Origin of the sequence: Shewanella intestini, from assembly GCF_018221465.1 — a bacterium.
In the GTDB taxonomy this organism is placed as follows: Bacteria; Pseudomonadota; Gammaproteobacteria; order Enterobacterales; family Shewanellaceae; genus Shewanella; species Shewanella intestini.
On sequence record NZ_JAAIKR010000015.1, the window covers coordinates 106974 to 127766 of the forward strand.

The window sequence follows — 20793 nt, forward strand, 5'->3', positions numbered from 1 at the left end:
GCTGTTATTTAAAACATATACATGAGTTTGATTAAACTACTATTATAATAAAAATCATCAAGCCATTATTGAGATAAATGACCCAAAGATTGCTTATAACGATGCCAATTAAAGCTCGCACCGGGATCGGTCTTTCTGCCAGGTGCAATGTCGCAATGCCCTACAATTCTATCTAAGGTAATTAGCGGGTACTGTAAGGTAACTTGTTTAGTTAATGACGTTAACGCGGTATATTGTTGGTCGGTATAATCAAGAGTATCTGTCCCTTCTAACTCAATACCAATGGCAAAGTCATTGCAATTTTCCCGCCCTTCAAACTGCGACACACCGGCATGCCACGCCCTGTCATCACAACTCACATATTGGGTAATATTGCCATCTCGGCGGATCAGAAAATGCGCCGACACGGTTAACCCCTCAAGATCTTTAAAAGAAGCGTGCGCATTTACATCAAGGCAGCCTTGAAATAATTGATCAATATGCGCTAAGCCAAAACAGCCTGCTGGCAAGCTAATATTATGAATAACCAATAAGCTTACTTCATTATGTGGGCGCGAATTAAAATGAGGGGACAAGCAGGGCGTTGCAACCGAAAGCCAGCCAAGATGAAATAATGATGTGGTCGTTGAAAATGTCATGGGCTCGACGCCTATAATTTAAATGATGTAAACATAAAAGGCGCTAACAACCAGCACCATTTAGCGATATGTAAACTGATTAATTTCAATAAATTAAACACGAATATGACACAGTGTCATTTACTTCTCTAACGTAAATATCTCAGTTTGCTCCCTAGGTTCGACAATAACAACTATGTTAATCTATTACCATTATGACCGTTAAGAAATACAGCCTGTCATTCAATCAATAGGCTCTTTAGCAAGGACATTGCACTATGCTTGAAAACGATATTCGCCACGCCGTAAAAACCGCGCTTAATGAAGACTTAGGTTATACCCAATCACAACAAGCCGACGCATTATTAGCAGCAGACATTACCGCGCAATTAATTCCCGCCGATAAATACGTAGAAAGCCATTTAATCACTCGTGAAGATGGCGTATTTTGCGGCAAAGCATGGGCAGAGCAAGTGTTTAATCAACTTGGTGGTGAAGTGGCATTACATTGGCTTGTTGATGATGGCGACTTAGTTGTTCCTAACCAAGTATTGTGTGAATTGTCCGGGCCTGCACGCGCAATTTTAACGGGTGAGCGCACCGCAATGAACTTTATTCAAACGCTTTCTGGTGTCGCCACGTTAACCAAAGTGTATGTCGACAAACTGGTGGGCACACATACCCGCCTACTTGATACCCGCAAAACCATTCCAGGGCTAAGAACTGCGCAAAAATATGCGGTAACCTGTGGTGGCGGTAAAAACCATCGCATTGGCTTGTTTGACGCGTTTTTAATAAAAGAAAACCACATTATGGCTTGCGGGGGCATTAGCCAAGCCATTACTGCAGCAAGAAAGCTATATGCTGATAAACCTGTTGAGGTTGAAGTTGAATCTATTGAGGAGCTCACTCAAGCACTCAATGGCGGCGCAGACATCATTATGTTAGATAATTTTGATGTCACTATGATGCTGCAAGCCGTTGAGCTAAACAAGCAATACCGCACTAAAGGCCAACACACAAAATTAGAAGTGTCGGGCAACGTTACCCTCGATACTGTAGCCAATTTTGCGCAAACAGGCGTTGATTACATTTCAGTCGGTGCACTGACAAAACATGTTAAAGCCTTAGACTTGTCATTACGGGTGAAAAGTTAACCACATTACATTTTTCAATAGCGGCGTTTGTACACTAATTAACCTCAAACGCCCTGTTTTGTTACAAAAACGTGAACTGCACTTTCAAAAATCACTTCCTCTGAATCTCGTCAAACTTGCCGCTAGGTTGTGTTATTTTTTAATTTTTTCAGAAGCATAAAATAAATACTTTAGTATTACGTCGTGACTGTATTTACTGTCCAAATTAACTAAATGCGTGATTAGCCTAAACACACACTAAAGCCTTTGTCACTGCGCTAAGTAACACTTTTAGCTGACAAAACAACAAATCCAGCAAGTTGTCAAGCACATGTCAAAAAAATATCCCTTGGGTTAATTTTGTCAATTTCCCGTTAGAACATTTACTAAGAAAATTTATAACAGTAAGAATTTTTTGGGTTTATTTGCAGTTTTACTCATTCAGCTATTCCCTTTTAGTTAACTTTATACTAACTTTTACCGCAGGCGAGATGGTCTTTCGGCCAGTTAACGTCAAGATTTAATAAATAATGTAATTTCGGTCAATATTTCAGCAGTAATTAGCTCTAATGTTAACTGTATAAATACTCTAATTTTGACCTACTCTGCCGAAAAATCATACAAAGTTGGTCGTTTTTTGTTTCAGTATGTTACTTCTATACCGATACAATAAGTGCCACCGCGTTGATTAATGACTGAACAGCGCTGTACTTTACATACTTAATTATTCAGACTGTCAGAACACAAAAAACAATTGTCATGATATTGGATTTTTTGAAACCCAATTCAGGCAATATTTAATAAACTGTTGACGCTGGCATAGATAGCCAGTCATTTATAATGAAGACCTAGGATTGGATAGTCACAGTAACTTTACGGAGAGAAAAATGAAAGGTATCAACCAAATTAAGAACGCAAAGGGTTTTACTCTTATTGAATTAATGATCGTTGTTGCGATCATCGGTATTCTTGCAGCAATCGCATTACCTGCTTATCAAGATTACACGGTTAAGTCACAAGTAGGTTCTGCATACTCTGAACTTAGTTCTATTAAGTCACAGTATGAAGTGGTCATGAACGAAGGTGGGACTCCCTCTCTAACAGCTGACGATCCAGGTTATATCGGTCAAACCGCTGATGGAGGTCAATATTGTACCCTTAGTTTGGTCACCGGTGATAAAGGTGTAATGTGCAAAATTAAAAATGCAAACGCTGCCAAAGCGAAAGATAAAACGTTGACTCTAAACAGAAGTGATGACGGTGTTTGGTCATGTGCTGCTGATACTAATTTAGAAGCTAAATTCAAACCTGGAAGCTGTAGCTAATAAGCTTTTTAAATATAAAAACCTAGGTATTTAAGCCTAGGTTTTTTTCTATCTGATTGAAAAATATACCCACTCAAGCCATTAAAAATCAATCGCACCATCAATCCAAACTCTTGGATGCTGTGTCTTCTTTAGTTCTGAATGTTGAAAACTAGATACTACAACACCAACAAGTATTGTTGTCAGAATACATAACATTAACTTTTTCCCTTTCCCTAAGGTAATGAATCTCTTATCTGAATATTGCCTACCATAGGATCCCACAGCAACAAGAAATATAAGTAACAGTTGGGAGAATGGCATAACAATAACTCCGCTAAATAGGGAGTAAATAGCAGCAGAGAGAACGGAGAACAAAACACTCTCTAATACAATATGGTTAGCACTTAACTGAGATAATGCCTGTTTAAAATACAAAAAAATCAAACTGAGAGTTACTAAAAACATTGGAATGCCGTACTCGTATAGGACTTGCAAAAGTGAATTATGTAAATGTGCATTTGCTATAGGCCTTCCTTCTCCCCAAGCGAAACTCATTGGGCCAAAACCAAACCAGGGCTGCTCGAATATACTGTTAACGGCATATAACCATAGCTCTAATCTGCCAGAGCTAGATGTATCTAGGCTTACACTCGTCGCATTAAAAAAAATACTCGGTATCACAACAATAAGCCCTAGCCAAAGAACGAAACCAATAGCGAATGACTTAGTCACAAATGATGCAAACAGCTTCTTGCTCGAGTGGGTTGAAAAGTAATTAATGAGGTTAAAAGTGATAAATAATGATAAAACCGCTCCACGAGCTTCTGTTTGTAATAATGCTAAGCAATGAAGTGAAGCAAGAATAAAAGCGATTTTTCTATATTTGTGTAATGATTTGAAAAACACAACCAAAGAGAGTAAAGGGTAAATCATAACCTGCAGTTGATTGAAAAAGCGCACATTATCATATCCAGAAATCAGATTTGAAATTCCAGTAGGGCCATTCTCTAAGTAAGAAAATCCAAGATATAACAAGTAAACAAAGAAATGAAGCGCAGAAAAGCATACAGCAAAAAAGAACAAATAACTGACCAACTCCAACCTAGTTAACACTTTTGTAATGGTATAAAAACACAAAAAAATAATACCCAAAAGTATCATATTTGCAAGCTCAACCCCGCTCCAATAAGGATGTTCACTTAAAACTAATGAGCTTATTATGCATGCTATGATGGCTAGCAAAAAAAGCCCTTGATTAGGCGTTGGCGATAAGATTTTTAGATGGGGTGTTGTGCACAAAAAAAGGACAGTGAACCAAATAAACAGTAAAGCCAAGAAACGCTTGCTGTCATAAAGAGATCCTATTTCAATTATATCAGTCAATCGATTTGCTAAAACTGTTCCCAGTATGATCGTTATCAAAAAAACAATTAATAGGGAAAAACTAGTTATTCTTAGTTGCATTTATTAAACACCGTTAAAACTTGTTAAAAGACTCACTATTTAGCAGAATTTATATAACGTTCAAAACTGCTGCTATCTAATACATAAGCAAACTTTGTTGCTTTAAGTTTTCCTATTTAACTATGGATTCTCACTTCAAAATAAAATCAACAGCTAACATAAATTTCTATATATTATTAATTAAAAAGGGATAATAGGTTGATTTATAGCCACATGTCACCTAACAATAAATTTTTATAGCGACACAGCAACTGTGCGTTTCTATTGAATGACATCTTAACTAAAAGAAGTTAATATTTGGTAGGTATTTATAATTCGGAATCCTCATGGCAGCGACAAATCTCAATTTAGGACTTTCAACCGTTTTTGTTAGAAAAAACTTGCTCAGCCAACAAGTGATGTCTGATGTAATTGTTCAGGCAAAAAAAAATAAACAGACTTTAGTAAGTACCATTGTTTCAATGAAAGCCATTTCAGCAAGGGAAATAGCTGAGTTATGTTATGAAGAATACGGCACACCCCTTCTGGATTTAGCCAATTTCGATGTTAAAAATATCCCCGAAGAACTACTGAATAAAAAATTAATAGAAAAACATAAGTGCATTCCACTTTATAAACGAGGAAACAGACTTTACATTGCAACGTCAGACCCTACCAATATTGCTGCTTTAGAAGATTTTCAATTTAGTTTAGGTTTACACGCAGAAGCCATTCTTGTCGAGGATGATAAGCTTAACCTCGCGTTAGAAAAAATCCTCGAAGATGATTTATCAAGCTTAGATTTATCAGGTGTCGATGAAGAAGCACTTGCTAACATGGAGACTGCCGACACCGATCGTCGTGACGAACCTGAAGCAGACAGTAGCGATGATGCCCCCATTGTCATCTACATCAATAAAATTCTTACCGATGCGATTCGTAAAGGCGCGTCAGATTTGCATTTCGAGCCGTATGAAAAACGTTACCGCATTCGTTTTCGTATTGATGGTATCTTGCATGAAGTTTCTGAACCACCCGTTAATTTATCTAGCCGCATTTCAGCTCGTTTAAAGGTCATGTCCAAGCTTGATATTGCCGAGCGCCGCGTGCCGCAAGATGGCCGCATTAAAATGAAATTGTCACGCACTAAGTCAATTGATTTTCGTGTCAGCACGTTGCCCACTATTTGGGGCGAAAAAATTGTAATGCGTATTTTAGACTCCTCTTCTGCCCAATTGGGGATTGAGAAGCTCGGTTATGAAGATGAGCAGCGTGAGCTTTACGAAGAAATGTTGGCTAAACCTCAAGGAATGATATTAGTTACCGGCCCTACCGGTTCGGGTAAAACAGTATCACTTTATACTGGTCTTAATATTCTTAATACCGAAGAGCGAAATATATCAACAGCAGAAGATCCAGTAGAGATTAACCTTGAAGGTGTTAATCAGGTTCATATTAATTTAAAAGCCGGTTTAACCTTCGCGTCAGCATTACGCTCATTTTTACGTCAAGATCCTGACGTGGTGATGGTGGGTGAAATACGTGACTTAGAAACGGCAGAAATTGCCATTAAAGCAGCGCAAACCGGTCACTTAGTATTATCAACGCTGCATACCAATTCAGCCGCAGAAACGCTTACCCGTTTAATCAATATGGGTGTACCTGGTTATAACATTGCCAGCTCAGTTAACTTAATTATCGCGCAACGTCTTGCCAGACGTCTGTGTCCTGAATGCAAACAAGCCGAAGATATTCCAGAGGCAGAACTCATACGCCTTGGTTTTGATGAAACCGATATTGCTAATGGTTTTACCGTATATAAACCTTGCGGTTGTGACTTTTGCTCCGGCGGCTATAAAGGCCGAGTGGGCATTTATGAAGTTATGCGTATGTCTGATGAAATTGCCCGTACGATTATGGAAGGCGGTAACTCATTACAAATTAATCGCCAAGCCAAAAGTGCGGGGATGAAAGACTTACGTCAGTCAGGGTTATTAAAAGTAGTGAAAGGTGTCACTAGTATTTCTGAAATTAATCGAGTTACCAGTTTTAATTAATAACGCCTTTCGCTAATGTATACAATAGTATGGCGACTGGCGTTAATGACCAGTATTCATAAGTACGCTTAGCAATAAACAATAAAAGATAAGCTCATAAGGAAATGCCATGGCTACTGCCAGTGCTAAAAAAAACAGTTCAAACGTAAAACGCCAACCAAAGGTGTTTACCTATGAATGGAAAGGATTAAATAGAGACGGGCAAAGAACTGCGGGTGAATTACGTGGTAGTTCAATTGCTGAAATCCGCAGTGTACTAAAAGCACAAGGCATTTCACCTAAAGGGGTGCGCAAAAAGTCGCCGCCTTTATTTAAGTCAGAAAAAAAGATCACTGCGATGGATATTGCGATGATCAGTCGGCAAATAGCCACTATGTTATCGGCCGGTGTACCGCTAGTTACCACCATTGAATTATTAGGCCGCGGCCATGAAAAGGCCAAAGTGCGGGAATTATTAGCCACTATTTTAACTGACGTTCAATCAGGTATTCCGCTATCTGACGCGCTGCGCCCTCATCGACAACACTTTGATGATTTATATGTCGATTTAGTTGCAGCTGGTGAACACTCAGGCTCACTTGATGCGGTATTTGACCGGGTGGCAACGTATCGGGAAAAAGCCGAAGCGCTGAAATCAAAAATTAAAAAAGCCATGTTTTATCCGACAGCGGTTGTCATTGTTGCAATTTTAGTTACCGCTTTATTACTGCTGTTCGTTGTACCTCAATTTGAAGATATTTTTGCCGGTTTTGGTGCCGAATTACCCGCGTTTACTCAAATGATCATTGACTTGTCTCGCTGGCTACAAGGCTCTTGGTACTTCTTCGTTATTGCCATTATTGGCGGTATCTTCTTATTTAAACGGGCTCACCGAAATTCACAGAAATTTCGCGATCAGGTAGATGCTAACTTATTACGCATTCCTGCCATCGGTGACATTTTACATAAAGCCGCCATGGCTAGATTTGCCCGCACTCTCGCGACGACCTTTACTGCGGGGGTCCCCCTGATTGATGGCCTAGAATCAGCTGCTGGGGCATCCGGTAACGCGGTTTACCGCAATGCGTTGCTTAAAGTACGTCAAGAAGTGATGGCGGGGATGCAAATGAATGTGGCCATGCGCACCACACGTTTATTCCCTGATATGTTGATTCAAATGGTGATGATTGGTGAGGAGTCTGGCGGCTTAGATGAGATGCTCAACAAAGTTTCCAATATTTATGAAATGCAGGTAGACGATGCCGTCGATGGTTTATCAAGCCTCATTGAGCCTATTATGATGGTGGTTATTGGCACCTTAGTTGGTGGCTTAATTGTAGGCATGTACTTACCTATCTTCCAAATGGGTAACGTTGTTGGGTAACTAATTAGTCGTCTGCAAGCTCACCATTTATTTAGTATTAATAATAAGAATGTTATGAACGAATTTTTTTCTACTTTTGTTACGACCATGAACCAAAACCCTGGGTTATTTGTGGGGATTAGTTTTATATTTGCAGCCACCATTGGCAGCTTTATGAATGTCGTCATTCATCGCTTACCAGTGATGATGAAACGAGAATGGCAAAGTGAGTGTAATTTTTACCTCAATGAATACCACCCTGATATTGTTAAACAAGTCGGCCAAGCCCGCCTCGATAAACCCATCGATAATTTTCCTGAAAAATACAACATAGTCGTACCAACATCTGCCTGCCCAAAATGTAATAGCAACATAAAACCTTGGCACAACCTACCAGTTTTAGGTTGGTTATTACTGCGCGGTAAATGCGCCAACTGTGCTGAAAAAATTTCCGCACGCTACCCCATTGTTGAATTTATTACTGGCGCATTAGTCGCCACCCTTGCGTGGTATTTAGGTCCAACAACCCAATTTGCCTTCGCTGCGCTACTCACATTTGTATTAGTTGGCTTAACTGGCATTGACCTTGATGAAATGCTGCTGCCCGATCAATTAACCTTACCTTTATTGTGGGTTGGGTTAATTATTAACTTACAAGGCGTATTCACTAGCCCTCAAGATGCCATTATTGGCGCTGTTGCCGGCTATTTCAGTTTATGGTCAGTATTTTGGGGATTTAAGCTGCTCACGGGTAAAGAGGGCATGGGTTACGGTGATTTCAAACTGATGGCCGTTTTTGGTGCTTGGTTAGGCTGGCAAATGTTGCCGTTAATTATCTTATTGTCGTCACTGGTTGGTGCTGTTATCGGTATTGTGATGATTGCCACTAAAAAACTCCATGCTAATAACCCTATTCCTTTTGGTCCTTATATTGCGATAGCCGGCTGGATAGCATTACTTTGGGGACATGACATCATCAATTGGTATTTGAGCACGTTATAATGGCCAAGCCTTTTATTGTTGGTTTAACAGGCGGTATTGGTAGCGGAAAAACCACCGTAGCTAACTTATTTGCAGAAAAAGGCATTGAGCTAGTCGATGCCGATATTGTGGCGCGAGAAGTTGTAGCACAGGGCTCTATTGGACTTGAGTCCATTAAAACCCATTTTGGTGTTGAGGTGATAAGCGCTAACGGAGAGCTTAATAGGCAAGCACTGCGAGAGCTTGTGTTTAATGATGATAAACAACGTCAATGGTTAAACAATTTATTGCACCCATTGATCCGGCAAACCATGATGCAACAAGTCGCGCAAGCACAAAGTGAGTATGTTATTTTGGTTGTCCCCTTGCTATTTGAGAATGGGTTAGATAGCTTAGTCAATACGACTTTAGTTGTTGATATTTCACCCACTTTGCAGCAGCAACGTTCAGCAAAGCGCGACAACACTTCAGCCGCTGCGATTCAAAAGATCATTAACAGCCAAATGAGTCGCGAGCAACGTTTAGCTAAAGCACAATATGTAATTGATAATCAAGGTGATGTAACCAAGCTGACCCAACAAGTTAATCAACTACATCAACACTTTCTAATTCAAGCTAAACAAGTTAATTCATAGCAGTCATACGTTGAGCTGGTTTTAATCACGCTGTAGTAACCATATTGCTCATCACTACAATAAAAATAAGACACAACCACATGACCCAATTAATTTATGAGCAGCCATTAAATGAAAAAACGCGCAGCTTCTTACGCTTAGAGCATTTGGCCGCCCATATAGCGCAGGTGACAGAAACCGATCACTTACATTATTGTTTTGAACCTATTTTTGCTTTAGCGGAATTAACTGAGCGCTGTGACTTTACCTCTGACGTATTAAAAGACATTGATAAACAAGTGTTAATGCTAACTAAATGGCAAGCTTTCCCCCATGTTGATACTCAGCAAGTCGCGCAATTAATTGAGCAATTAACCCAAACGAAAACAGCATTAAATACCACGGCAAGATTAGGGGTAAAACTTAAACAAGATAAATTTATCTCGGCGTTAAAACATCGCTTTTGTATGCCTGGCACCTGTTGTAACTTTGACTTACCTCAACTTCACTTTTGGTTAGCTTTGCCTTGGCAACAACGCCAACAAGATATCAATAGATGGACCAATGAATTTACCCCACTGCTAAGCGCTGTTAAGTTATTACTTAAATTGGCGCGAGAAACCGCAGAGTTCATTCACTGCCAAGCTGAAGCGGGCTTTTACCAAGCGACAACCGATAAAACGTTATCGTTAATCCGGGTAAAAATGCCCCAAGGCCAAAGCTGTTATCCTACGATTAGCGGTCACCGTAATCGTTTTGCTATCCACTTTGTTGATTTCCACCAACAAAAACATACCGACAAGCAAGTTACATTCTCACTGGCTACTTGTGAATAAAATCATTAAAATCGGCTAAACTTTTTTTGATGATTAAAACTATGCCTACCACCGTTAACTGCCCAATTTGCAAAAAATTAGTCACTTGGGAGCCACAATCAAGCTTCAAACCATTTTGTAGCGAACGCTGTAAGATGATTGATTTAGGCGATTGGGCTGACGAAAAACATGCCATTCCCGTTAAAGCCCCTATTGACCCTGAAATGTTTGATGACATGGGCTATGACGAAGGTGACTTTTTTAAGCAAGATTAATGCAAATGACTATTGTAGGGGTACACCATGCAAAAACGCGTGCATGTCGCTGTTGGCGTCATTATTAACACACACCAGCAAATATTACTTGCATTGCGCCATGGGCATTTGCACCAAGGCGGCAAGTGGGAATTTCCTGGCGGTAAAGTCGAAGCGGGCGAAACCGTCACTCAAGCATTAACCAGAGAGCTCGCTGAAGAAGTGAATTTAACGGTGGATGATTCTAGCCCATTTATGAACATTAGCCACGACTACCCCGACAAACAAGTGCGATTAGATATACACTTAGTGACACAATTTAGTGGAAATGCAACAGGCCTTGAAGGACAACAAATCAAGTGGGTTGATATCAACCAGCTTAACCAATATGAATTCCCAGAAGCCAATAAACCAATTTTAGCCAAAGTGTTACTGCAATTTGCCAAGTAAACTTGTAACCAATAAAAAACCGCCGCTGATTAATTCAGCGGCAGTTTTACCTTTCTTAAGGTTGAATTATTTAATTTAAAAATTAATTAGTCATTTAGTCAGCATCAACACAAATACTAACGATACCATTGCGGTATATTCGTTTCATATTGCTCAATTTGATTAGCAAATGACAACGTTAATCCAATGGCGTCTAAACCGTTCAATAATTTATGTCGTGCTGACTCTGCCACCTCAAACTTAAACACATCCCCTTTAGGTGCAGTCACCGTTAATGCTTCTAGATCTACCGTAATTTGTGCGCCTTGTTGCGCTTCAACTTCTTCAATAAGTTGCTGAACTTGTGCATTAGACAACTTAACAGGTAATAAACCATTATTAATCGCATTACCATAGAAAATATCAGCAAAACTTGGCGCGATAACCGCGCGTAGCCCAAAGTCTTCTAATGCCCACGGTGCATGTTCACGGCTTGAACCGCAACCAAAGTTTTCTTGAGCTAATAGAATAGATGCACCTTGGTAACGCGGTTGATTTAGTGAAAAATCAGGATTAAGTTGCTCACCAGCATCGTCTAAGTATCGCCAGTCATGGAATAAATGCACTCCAAAACCATCGCGTGTCACCTTAGATAAAAATTGTTTCGGAATGATTTGGTCGGTATCAATATTAGTACTGTTAATTGCCACCGCTAACCCGGTGTGCACTGTAAAAGCTTGCATGGTGTTCTCCTTAGGCTATTGGCACTTAAAAAGGTTTACGGATATCAACAAAGTGACCAGCAACAGCTGCGGCTGCGGCCATTGCAGGGCTGACTAAGTGAGTCCGGCTGCCACGCCCCTGACGGCCTTCAAAATTACGGTTACTGGTCGACGCACAGCGATCGCCCGCGTCTAAACGGTCATCATTCATTGCTAAACACATTGAACACCCCGGTAAACGCCATTCAAACCCTGCCTCAACAAAAATTTTGTCTAACCCTTCCGCTTCCGCTTGTAGCTTTACTTGCCCAGAACCTGGCACCACGATTGCCGTGACACCACTGGCCACTTTACGCCCCTTGGCGTGAACGGCTGCAGCACGTAAATCTTCAATACGTGAGTTTGTGCAAGAACCAATAAACACCTTATTAATGGCGATGTCGGTCATATTCGTGCCCGGTACTAAGTCTATATATTGCAGCGCCTTTTCCATACTGGCTTTAATCGTGGTATTCACTTCATCTTGAGGGTTAGGCACTTGGCCATCAATGGCAACCACATGGCCTGGATTTGTCCCCCAAGTTACTTGCGGCGCGATATCGCTTGCGGCTAATACGACCTGTGCATCAAAGCTGGCATTGATGTCTGTCCGCATCGCTTTCCAAGCATTAACGGCGTTATCCCAATCTTCGCCTTTTGGAGCAAATTCGCGGCCTTTTAGATAATCAAAGGTGGTTTGGTCGGGTGCAACCATTCCCGCTTTAGCGCCCATTTCAATCGCCATATTACATAGAGTCATTCGGCCTTCCATACTGAGTGCTTCAATCGCCTCACCACAAAACTCGACCACATAACCTGTGCCGCCATCCATTCCCAATTTACCAATAATGGCCAGGACAATATCTTTAGCAGTAATACCTTCAGCAACATGCCCTTGCACTTCAATTTTCATGGTTTTAGCTTTAAGTTGCCTAAGCGTTTGGGTGGCAAGTACGTGTTCAACTTCTGATGTACCAATACCAAAAGCTAATGCACCAAATGCGCCATGAGTTGCGGTATGCGAGTCACCACAAACAATAACGCTGCCCGGCAAGGTAATACCTAATTCAGGGCCCATGACATGTACAATGCCTTGGTTTGGATGATGGATATCGTATAAACGCACCCCAAAGTCTTTACAGTTTTGGGCGAGGGTTTCCACTTGAGTACGTGCCATTGGGCTAAGTGCATCTAAGCTAGCGCTGCGTGTTGAAGTATTATGATCCATTGTCGCAAAGGTTTTTTCTGGAGATCTTAATTGACGCTTTGCAACCTTAAGACCACTAAATGCTTGCGGCGATGTCACTTCATGTACTAAGTGGCGATCAACATAAATAATCGGCGCTTGTGCTTCAGGTGTCGCGACAATATGGGCATCCCACACTTTCTCATACAAGGTTTTTGCTATCGTTTGTTGTGAAGCCATTAGACACCTTCCTTAATAGCATTAGCGATAAAGTCGCCCATTTCACTGGTTGTTTTAGCTTGGTCACGTTTATCGGCATCAATAAGCTCACCGGTTAAATATCCACTAGATAATGCTTTACTTACCGCACGCTCAATAGCGCTAGCAGCATCTTCTAGCTGCAAACTATGGCGCAATAATAATGCTGCAGACAAAATTTGCGCCACTGGATTAGCAATACCTTGGCCAGCAATATCAGGTGCACTGCCGCCAGCCGGTTCATACATACCAAAACCGTCACTGTTTAAACTGGCAGAAGACAATAACCCCATCGATCCCGTCAGCATGGCAATTTCATCTGAAATAATATCGCCAAATAAATTTGAACATAACATCACGTCAAATTCATTTGGGCGGCGTAATAACTGCATCGTGGCGTTGTCGATATAGATATGTTCTAACTCAACATCTGGATAGTCTTTTGCCACGCCCTCAACCACTTCACGCCACAACACTGAGCAAGCTAATACATTGGCTTTATCAACCGACGTCACTTTCTTACTGCGCCCTTGCGCGGCCTCAAAAGCAATACGTGCAATACGCTCTATTTCACGGCGACTATAACGCATGGTGTCAAATGCTTGTTCGTCTTGTCCTTCACCTTGACGGCCTTTAGGTTTACCAAAATAAATCCCACCGGTTAGCTCTCGCACACAAAGCACGTCGAATCCACGCGCTGAAATATCACTACGCAGTGGCGACATATGTTCTAAGCCAAGGTGTAATCTTGCTGGGCGCAAATTACAAAATAAATCAAAGTGGCCACGCAAAGGTAATAATGCACCGCGCTCGGGTTGCTCGTTCGGCGCTAAATGTTCCCACTTTGGACCACCGACACTGCCAAATAAAATGGCATCTGCGGCTTCACATCCTTTTAATGTAGCAGCCGGTAATGGGCTGCCATGGTTATCAATTGCAATGCCACCGACGTCGAATTCACTATATTCGATATTCAGTTCAAAACGTTTCTCAACTTCAACCAAGACTTTACGAGCTTCAGCCATTACTTCAGGGCCAATACCGTCTCCAGCTAATACTGCTATTTGATAACTCATACGCCACCTAACTCCCTTTGTTCATGTCTTTTTTGTTTATAATCGGCGACCTTGTCGGCTCTATAGGTTAAGTTCATGACATTTATTAATGCTTGGGCAGATGCTTCAACGACATCTGTAGCCAAGCCAACACCATGAAAATTTTGCTGTTTGTAGCTTGCGGTTATATCAACTTGCCCAAGGGCATTTTGGCCTTCACCTTTTGCGGCTAATTGATAATTAGTGATATTAATGTCACATGATGTGGCTCTTGAAATAGCATTGTATGCAGCATCTACAGGGCCATTACCGGTTGCAGCTTCCGTTATGTATTGTTCACCAACACACACTTTTACCGTGGCGGTTGCGACACCTTCGGTTGAATCTGAGTGAACCATTAAATGTTGTAATTGGAATTGATCGTCCGCTTGAGTTTGCGACTCCATAAACACTAATGCTTCCAAATCATAATCAAACACTTGGCCTTTTTTATCCGCCAACTTAAGGAATTGGTCATACAAGGTATCTAGGTCGTAATCATCAGCGCTGTAGCCCATTTCTTCCATGCGATGTTTAATGACGTGTCGCCCTGAACGCGAAGTCATATTTAAGTTATTACGATTCAAGCCAATGCTCTCTGGGGTCATAATTTCATAAGTATTTTTGGCTTTAAGCATACCGTCTTGATGAATACCCGATGAATGGGAAAATGCATTGGTGCCCACTACGGCTTTATTGGCTTGAATCGGCATGTTGCATAATTGACTGACGAGTGACGATGTACGATAAATCTCTTTGGCATTAATGCCACACTCTACATTTAGGTAATCTTTTCGGGTCGCTAAAATCATGGCGATTTCTTCAAGCGAACAATTTCCCGCGCGTTCACCAATGCCATTAACGGTACATTCAATTTGTCTTGCGCCGTGTTCAACGGCTGTAATTGAATTGGCTACAGACAAACCTAAATCATCATGGCAATGCACCGAGATAATCGCTTGATCAATATTTGGCACCCGATTAAACAAAGTTTGGATAATGCCACCAAATTCGCTCGGGGCGGTATAACCAACGGTGTCGGGGATATTAATGGTTTTCGCACCGGCCTTAATGGCTTGTTCAACCATGCGGCAAAGGTTATCAATGGGTGTGCGGCCGGCATCTTCACAAGAAAACTCAACGTCATCGGTGAACTTACGTGCATATTTCACTGCACTCACAGCCATATCAAGGACATCGTCAAATGAGCGTTTTAGCTTACTTTCAACATGAATGGTTGAAGTTGAAATAAACGTATGAATACGAAATTGCTCGGCAACCGACAACGCTTGAGCTGCTGCATCAATGTCTTTAGGTAATGCGCGTGACAAAGCACATACTCGGCTATGTTTTATTGTTTGGGCAATGGTTTGCACTGACTCAAAGTCACCAGGGGACGAAACAGGAAACCCTACTTCCATGACATCGACACCTAAACGCTCTAGCGCAAGGGCAATTTGGAGCTTTTCTTTTACACTCAAGCTGGCTGCTAAAGCTTGCTCACCATCGCGAAGTGTCGTATCAAAAATGATCACGCTGTCAGACATAAACTCTCTCCCAAAAATCAGACTAAAACATTTAACTGGACAAATATTGAACGGCACTCAATACAAATAAAAAACCCCGCGACATAATGCGCGGGGTTTGTGATTGAGCTAATACTTACTTAACATGCAACCCAAAGTTCTCCGCGCAGTAACTGCGTAAGAGGAGGAGATTAAAGAGTGCATATAAATGAGTCATAGAGTCACTGTTCAAAAAATAAATAAGTATTGATTACCAAATAATCTGTTGCTTAATATTTATCGTGCATTGGGGTTGGTGTCAACTGTAATTTTACTAACATGAACAGATTTGTTATTCCGTTGCAGGCTTAACATATTGATACACTTTACCACATTTAGTGTGTCGTCCCCTGAGAACAGATAAAAAGACACACATAGGGCTATGGTAAATAACCGCTCTTTATTAATTTCTGATTAGATATTTGTCAGTCGCTTAATCTGTTTTAGTTAAATATTGGGAAATTTGCTCAAGAAACTCATCGCCAAAGCGTTCGAGCTTAACTTGACCAACACCATTTACTGCAAGCATTTCACCAGCACTGGTCGGTAAAAGCGCAGCCATTTCAGCAAGTGTTGCATCGTTGAAGACCAAGTACGGTGGAATATCATTTTCTTCTGCAATATTACGACGTAACGCTTTTAACTGGGCAAATAGCTTACGGTCATATTGTTGCGGCGCTTTGGCACGTCGATGTCTTGATGATGGTGTATTTGTTAATTGAATACGTGGTTCGGCAAGCATTAATGCCACCTCTGACTTCAATACCGGTCTGGCAGCAGGATTGAGTTTTAACGACGAACCACGGGTGATATCTTGACTGGCAAAACCTAAATGAATTAACTGCCGCGTGACACTGATCCAATGTTCTGAAGACTTTTCATTACCAATCCCCCAGGTGCTTAGCTTGTCATGGCCTCTATCGCACACATTAGCCGCCTTTGAGCCACGTAAGACATCAATGACATGATGCATACCAAAATGTTGCTTCAAACGATAAACACAGGACAACACCTTTTGAGCATCTTGTGTTCCATCGTATTGCTTAGGTGGATTTAAACAAATATCACAGTTTCCACATGGCTCAGACGCACTCTCATCAAAATAATGCAATAACACTTGTCGACGACAGGTTTGTGCTTCAGCAAACGCCGCCATACTATTGAGCTTATGAAACTCAACTTGTTGTTGCGGCCCAGGTTCAGACTGCTCAATCAAATGTTTTACTCTACCAATATCAGCAGGGTCAAATAACATATAAGCTTCTGCATCTAAACCGTCACGTCCAGCCCTACCGGTTTCTTGATAGTAAGCTTCAATACTTTTAGGGATATCGTAATGAACAACAAACCGGACATTTGATTTATTTATCCCCATACCAAAAGCAACAGTAGCGACAACAATTTCAATTTGGTCTTTTAGAAATTTATCTTGTACTTCTGCGCGCTCTTGTTGTGACAAACCAGCATGATAAGCCTGCGCTTTAAAACCTTGTAATCTTAATCGCTGCGCAACATCATCTACACGGCGCCGACTAGAGCAATAAACAATGCCATTATTACCATTTTGAGTTTGTAAAAATTGTCGTAGCTGATTTGCGGCATTAAGTTTTTCAGCCACGGTGTAGCGAATGTTCGGACGATCAAAGCTCGATAACAACACGTAAGGCTCAATACCTAATCGCTCGCATATACTGTGACGAGTGGCTTGATCAGCAGTGGCGGTTAAGGCCATTAACGGAATATGTGGGTAAGCTTGTTTTAATTGACCTAATGCGGCATATTCAGGGCGAAAATCATGTCCCCACTGACTGATACAGTGCGCTTCATCAATCGCGATCATGGCAATATTAAGGTGGCTAAGTCGCTCCTGAAAATCGTGACTTAATACACGCTCAGGTGAGATGTATAGCAATTTAATTAGGCCAGCATGTAAATCACGTAATACTTGGTAGGACACTTCTCTTGGTTGCGAAGAATTAATAAAAGCAGCTGCAACACCTGTTTGTATCAAACTATCGACTTGGTCTTTCATCAACGAAATTAATGGAGATACGACAATCGTTACCCCATCCATTATCAATGCGGGTAATTGATAACACATACTTTTACCGCCACCTGTTGGCATTATCACTAACGTGTCTTCACCCGCAAGTGCCCGTTCAATAACAGCTTGTTGTCCATCACGAAAGTCACGGTAGCCAAACACACGTTGCAATGTGTCAGATAAATTGTCACCTTGGCTTAAAGTAGGTGCTGCAGTTAGCGATGAAATAAGATCATCCTCTTAAAACGACATATGAAGAAGCTACACATTTTAAATCAGCTTCTGCTTGATGTCTTGCCTATTTGACCTCTGCTTCATTAAAGCTTTGCTAGAAATAAAACGAGGACAACTGCACCATTCATTCACGGCAAATAACTATTACTTGTACTCACCTCAACACAGACCTACAATCCACGCCTGATTTATTTTTAACCCATTAAGTTAACCATGCCTGAACTCGAATATCGAAAAGGAATTATCCTTGCCATTTGTGCTTACTGCCTGTGGGGAATTGCGCCACTATATTTCAAACTGCTAGAGCATATTGATTCTACCGAAATTCTAATGCACCGCGTCATTTGGTCATTTTTATTTATGGTCATCTTAATGAAGGTGCTTGGAGGGTTTGGTAATTTACGCTTGGTGCTCAAAAAGCCAAAGCAATTATGGATTTTGTGTATCACCTCGGCTTTGATTGCACTTAACTGGTTGATGTTTATCTGGGCTGTCAACAATGACCGCATGCTTGACGCCAGTTTAGGATATTTTATTAATCCATTATTTAATGTGCTTTTGGGTATGGTATTACTGTCGGAAAAACTGCGTAAATTACAAATGGTGGCAGTCGGTTTAGCTTTTGCAGGCGTTGCTATTCAATTAATCTCATTTGGTTCTATACCATTGTTATCCTTATCACTTGCGGCCACATTTAGCTTTTATGGCTTATTACGTAAGAAAGTGAATATTGATGCCAAAACGGGTTTATTAGTAGAAACCGCAATCATCCTTCCTTTTGCATTAGGTTACTTGATGTTAGGTTCAGGCCATTCTGCAGCCGACATGCTAAACAATCCACTATCGCTAAATTTATTGTTGATGGCAGCAGGCGTCGTCACTACCATTCCCCTATTATGCTTTTCTGGAGCGGCAATTAGAATTCCATTATCGACGTTGGGATTTTTTCAATACATTGGTCCAAGCATCATGTTTGGCCTGGCTATCACCGTGTTTAATGAACCGTTTGTGATGGAAAAAAGTATTACCTTTGGCTTTATTTGGGGAGCATTGTTAGTTTTCGTTATTGATATGCTGACGCACAACAAAGCAAAAAAAGCAGTCGATTAAATAACCCTGTTCGAGAGTGATGTGGCCAAATAATACGCTTCTTGGCGTTAAGCAGTTGATTAGGACGCTTTACGCTTACACTGAAATGAATTAAATGAATGCGTTGTAAGCTATATTCAGGTCCATTGCTCTTAGCTACAAATCACAGAACAAGTTTATCCATCACTGTTAACCCATCAGCTTTTTTCTGATAATAATGTCGGTTACTGACAGAGCAGGAAGTACATTACAAAAACCACCGATGTAACCATTTGAGGTATAAACTCTCTTATTAATGTCGTTACCCAATCAACGGTCATGATCAACTCATCTTAAAGACGTTGTTGAACAAAGCCGCTCTTCATTAATTTCATCTCATTTTCTACTGATGAGATGTTACCCCGATTATGATGTCATCTTTTGATGATAAAACGGCGCTATGTCATCAATCATCTCTGCTTTTGCTTGCAGTCTTGTTTGATATTTTATGACGTTATTGGCGTAAGTTTTAAATTAAAATAAAACCAACTGCGTGCAAACGAAAACAGCGGCAGATATGTTGAACACAATACCCTGCCTTGTTCAATTTAAACCCGACTTGTTGCCTTTATTCATTTCGATAGTGAACAAGGCTGACGCCTGTTTTAAAAGGTTGTTGTCACTTTCTAGCTGTTTAACTTGTTTTTCTAACTTTTGAATTCGATTTTGCTCAGCTGTGATAGTCGATGCTTTAGGCGTGATACCCACTTGCTCTTCTGTGTATTGGCGTAACCATTTTTGTCATGTTGAATATCCAACACTCTCGCATCAGCAGCTTGTTTAACTGGGTATCCCTGTATGTTTATTAACTCGACACATTCTAATGTAAATTCGGCTGTAAATTTGTTCGTTATTACCTCATTGGTTTTAGCTATAATACCTCAAACAAGTGTCTTGCATGATTAGACCATTACAGTCGTTGATGAGTACCATCGAGAAGCGTTAGCTATCAAAGTTGATTTGAGTTTCCTTGTGCAACGATTGATACACTTGCTTGATAGGATTGCCGCCTATCGAGGCTATCCCAAAGTATCACAATCTTTCGAGTTGCTTTTGTTAAGCGCGCGGCTGGAAATGACCTGCTGTTAATGCCAAAAAACCTGATTGATTTTACAAAGCCCTGACGTAAAAAAGCCCATTGCGTTAGCAATGGGCTTATCACACTCTTTCACGTTGCTTTTGTTAAGCGCGCAGCTGGAAATGGCCTGCTGTTAATCAATAAAACCCTCGATTGATTTTACAAACGCCAGACGTAAAAAAGCCCATTGCGTTAGCAATGGGCTTATCACACTCTTTCGAGTTGCTTTTGTAAGGAACGCGACTGGAAATGACCATCGTTATCATTGGCTAATTTGATTTGTTGAGCAATGGTAGAGGACAAGATAATTCAACTTTCACAAAGCCCAGACGTAAAAAAGCCCATTGCGTTAACAATGGGCTTATCACACTCTTTCGAGTAATTTGGCGCCTGGAAATGACCTACTCTCACATAGGGAGACCCTACACTACCATCGGCGATACTGTGTTT

At 40.9% G+C, this 20793-nt stretch carries 17 protein-coding genes; 10 read left to right on the forward strand and 7 right to left on the reverse strand.

Annotated elements, in window-relative coordinates:
- Positions 1-65 precede the first annotated feature (65 nt).
- Positions 66-638: a 1,6-anhydro-N-acetylmuramyl-L-alanine amidase AmpD gene (gene ampD, locus G3R48_RS14195; RefSeq protein WP_153665716.1), complete on the reverse strand. Its 573-nt coding sequence runs from the start codon at positions 636-638 to the stop codon at positions 66-68.
- A gap of 257 nt (positions 639-895) precedes the next feature.
- Between ampD and nadC the strand changes: the two genes are divergently transcribed.
- Together nadC and G3R48_RS17370 are read left to right on the forward strand one after the other, a co-directional pair.
- Positions 896-1774 carry a carboxylating nicotinate-nucleotide diphosphorylase gene (gene nadC, locus G3R48_RS14200; protein ID WP_153665718.1) on the forward strand — a complete coding sequence of 293 codons (879 nt, stop codon included), beginning with the start codon at positions 896-898 and terminating at the stop codon, positions 1772-1774.
- An 866-nt stretch (positions 1775-2640) separates the two neighbouring features.
- The gene (locus tag G3R48_RS17370; protein WP_153665720.1) at positions 2641-3078 is read left to right on the forward strand and encodes a pilin; all 438 of its coding nucleotides are present in this window, start codon (positions 2641-2643) and stop codon (positions 3076-3078) included.
- An 81-nt stretch (positions 3079-3159) separates the two neighbouring features.
- On the opposite strand, the gene G3R48_RS14210 is transcribed toward G3R48_RS17370, so the two are convergent.
- Entirely contained in the window at positions 3160-4524 is a 1365-nt protein-coding gene (locus tag G3R48_RS14210) for an O-antigen ligase family protein (protein WP_153665721.1), read from the reverse strand.
- A gap of 326 nt (positions 4525-4850) precedes the next feature.
- On the opposite strand from G3R48_RS14210, the gene pilB reads away from it, so the two are divergent.
- From pilB to mutT, 7 genes are all read left to right on the forward strand, one after another.
- The gene (gene pilB / locus G3R48_RS14215) at positions 4851-6560 is read left to right on the forward strand and encodes a type IV-A pilus assembly ATPase PilB (protein ID WP_153665724.1); all 1710 of its coding nucleotides are present in this window, start codon (positions 4851-4853) and stop codon (positions 6558-6560) included.
- A 109-nt stretch (positions 6561-6669) separates the two neighbouring features.
- Entirely contained in the window at positions 6670-7923 is a 1254-nt protein-coding gene (locus tag G3R48_RS14220) for a type II secretion system F family protein (protein ID WP_153665726.1), read from the forward strand.
- A gap of 54 nt (positions 7924-7977) precedes the next feature.
- Positions 7978-8904, forward strand: coding sequence for a prepilin peptidase (locus G3R48_RS14225; protein WP_153665728.1), 927 nt, complete (start codon positions 7978-7980; stop codon positions 8902-8904).
- On the forward strand, positions 8904-9518 hold the full coding sequence (gene coaE, locus G3R48_RS14230; RefSeq protein ID WP_153665731.1) for a dephospho-CoA kinase: 615 nt from the start codon (positions 8904-8906) through the stop codon (positions 9516-9518). Before G3R48_RS14225 ends, coaE begins: the two co-directional genes overlap by 1 nt.
- A gap of 80 nt (positions 9519-9598) precedes the next feature.
- Complete coding sequence (gene zapD / locus G3R48_RS14235; RefSeq protein WP_153665733.1) at positions 9599-10333, forward strand: cell division protein ZapD; 735 nt, start codon at positions 9599-9601, stop codon at positions 10331-10333.
- 41 nt (positions 10334-10374) lie between these two features.
- Positions 10375-10587, forward strand: a complete 213-nt coding sequence (yacG, locus tag G3R48_RS14240) for a DNA gyrase inhibitor YacG (RefSeq protein ID WP_153665735.1) — start codon at positions 10375-10377, stop codon at positions 10585-10587.
- 27 nt (positions 10588-10614) lie between these two features.
- Positions 10615-11016 (forward strand): 8-oxo-dGTP diphosphatase MutT, encoded by a 402-nt coding sequence (gene mutT / locus G3R48_RS14245; RefSeq protein ID WP_153665737.1) that lies wholly within the window; start codon positions 10615-10617, stop codon positions 11014-11016.
- Between the two features lie 116 nt (positions 11017-11132).
- Here mutT and leuD read toward each other — a convergent pair whose 3' ends face one another.
- The 5 genes from leuD to recQ all read right to left on the reverse strand — a co-directional run bounded on the left by leuD (position 11133) and on the right by recQ (position 18131).
- Positions 11133-11738, reverse strand: coding sequence for a 3-isopropylmalate dehydratase small subunit (gene leuD, locus G3R48_RS14250; protein ID WP_153665739.1), 606 nt, complete (start codon positions 11736-11738; stop codon positions 11133-11135).
- Between the two features lie 25 nt (positions 11739-11763).
- Positions 11764-13164, reverse strand: coding sequence for a 3-isopropylmalate dehydratase large subunit (gene leuC / locus G3R48_RS14255; RefSeq protein ID WP_212593376.1), 1401 nt, complete (start codon positions 13162-13164; stop codon positions 11764-11766).
- 17 nt (positions 13165-13181) lie between these two features.
- Positions 13182-14276, reverse strand: a complete 1095-nt coding sequence (gene leuB / locus G3R48_RS14260; protein ID WP_153665743.1) for a 3-isopropylmalate dehydrogenase — start codon at positions 14274-14276, stop codon at positions 13182-13184.
- Positions 14273-15841: a 2-isopropylmalate synthase gene (leuA, locus tag G3R48_RS14265; protein WP_153665745.1), complete on the reverse strand. Its 1569-nt coding sequence runs from the start codon at positions 15839-15841 to the stop codon at positions 14273-14275. The genes leuB and leuA overlap by 4 nt, the downstream gene beginning before the upstream one ends.
- Positions 15842-16292: 451 nt before the next feature.
- Positions 16293-18131, reverse strand: coding sequence for a DNA helicase RecQ (gene recQ, locus G3R48_RS14270; protein ID WP_212593377.1), 1839 nt, complete (start codon positions 18129-18131; stop codon positions 16293-16295).
- A 219-nt stretch (positions 18132-18350) separates the two neighbouring features.
- Between recQ and rarD the strand changes: the two genes are divergently transcribed.
- Complete coding sequence (gene rarD, locus G3R48_RS14275; protein ID WP_153665749.1) at positions 18351-19247, forward strand: EamA family transporter RarD; 897 nt, start codon at positions 18351-18353, stop codon at positions 19245-19247.
- The last annotated feature ends 1546 nt before the right edge of the window (positions 19248-20793 follow it).

What these genes read in the sequence shown, in the direction of transcription:
- rarD (WP_153665749.1), top strand. Translation starts at nt 18,351, where the DNA reads ATGCCTGAACTCGAATATCGAAAAGGAATTATCCTTGCCATTTGTGCT.
- G3R48_RS14210 (WP_153665721.1), bottom strand. Translation starts at nt 4,524, where the DNA reads ATGCAACTAAGAATAACTAGTTTTTCCCTATTAATTGTTTTTTTGATA.
- yacG (WP_153665735.1), top strand. Translation starts at nt 10,375, where the DNA reads ATGCCTACCACCGTTAACTGCCCAATTTGCAAAAAATTAGTCACTTGG.
- mutT (WP_153665737.1), top strand. Translation starts at nt 10,615, where the DNA reads ATGCAAAAACGCGTGCATGTCGCTGTTGGCGTCATTATTAACACACAC.
- G3R48_RS17370 (WP_153665720.1), top strand. Translation starts at nt 2,641, where the DNA reads ATGAAAGGTATCAACCAAATTAAGAACGCAAAGGGTTTTACTCTTATT.
- ampD (WP_153665716.1), bottom strand. Translation starts at nt 638, where the DNA reads ATGACATTTTCAACGACCACATCATTATTTCATCTTGGCTGGCTTTCG.
- G3R48_RS14225 (WP_153665728.1), top strand. Translation starts at nt 7,978, where the DNA reads ATGAACGAATTTTTTTCTACTTTTGTTACGACCATGAACCAAAACCCT.
- coaE (WP_153665731.1), top strand. Translation starts at nt 8,904, where the DNA reads ATGGCCAAGCCTTTTATTGTTGGTTTAACAGGCGGTATTGGTAGCGGA.
- G3R48_RS14220 (WP_153665726.1), top strand. Translation starts at nt 6,670, where the DNA reads ATGGCTACTGCCAGTGCTAAAAAAAACAGTTCAAACGTAAAACGCCAA.
- leuA (WP_153665745.1), bottom strand. Translation starts at nt 15,841, where the DNA reads ATGTCTGACAGCGTGATCATTTTTGATACGACACTTCGCGATGGTGAG.
- leuD (WP_153665739.1), bottom strand. Translation starts at nt 11,738, where the DNA reads ATGCAAGCTTTTACAGTGCACACCGGGTTAGCGGTGGCAATTAACAGT.
- leuB (WP_153665743.1), bottom strand. Translation starts at nt 14,276, where the DNA reads ATGAGTTATCAAATAGCAGTATTAGCTGGAGACGGTATTGGCCCTGAA.
- nadC (WP_153665718.1), top strand. Translation starts at nt 896, where the DNA reads ATGCTTGAAAACGATATTCGCCACGCCGTAAAAACCGCGCTTAATGAA.
- zapD (WP_153665733.1), top strand. Translation starts at nt 9,599, where the DNA reads ATGACCCAATTAATTTATGAGCAGCCATTAAATGAAAAAACGCGCAGC.
- pilB (WP_153665724.1), top strand. Translation starts at nt 4,851, where the DNA reads ATGGCAGCGACAAATCTCAATTTAGGACTTTCAACCGTTTTTGTTAGA.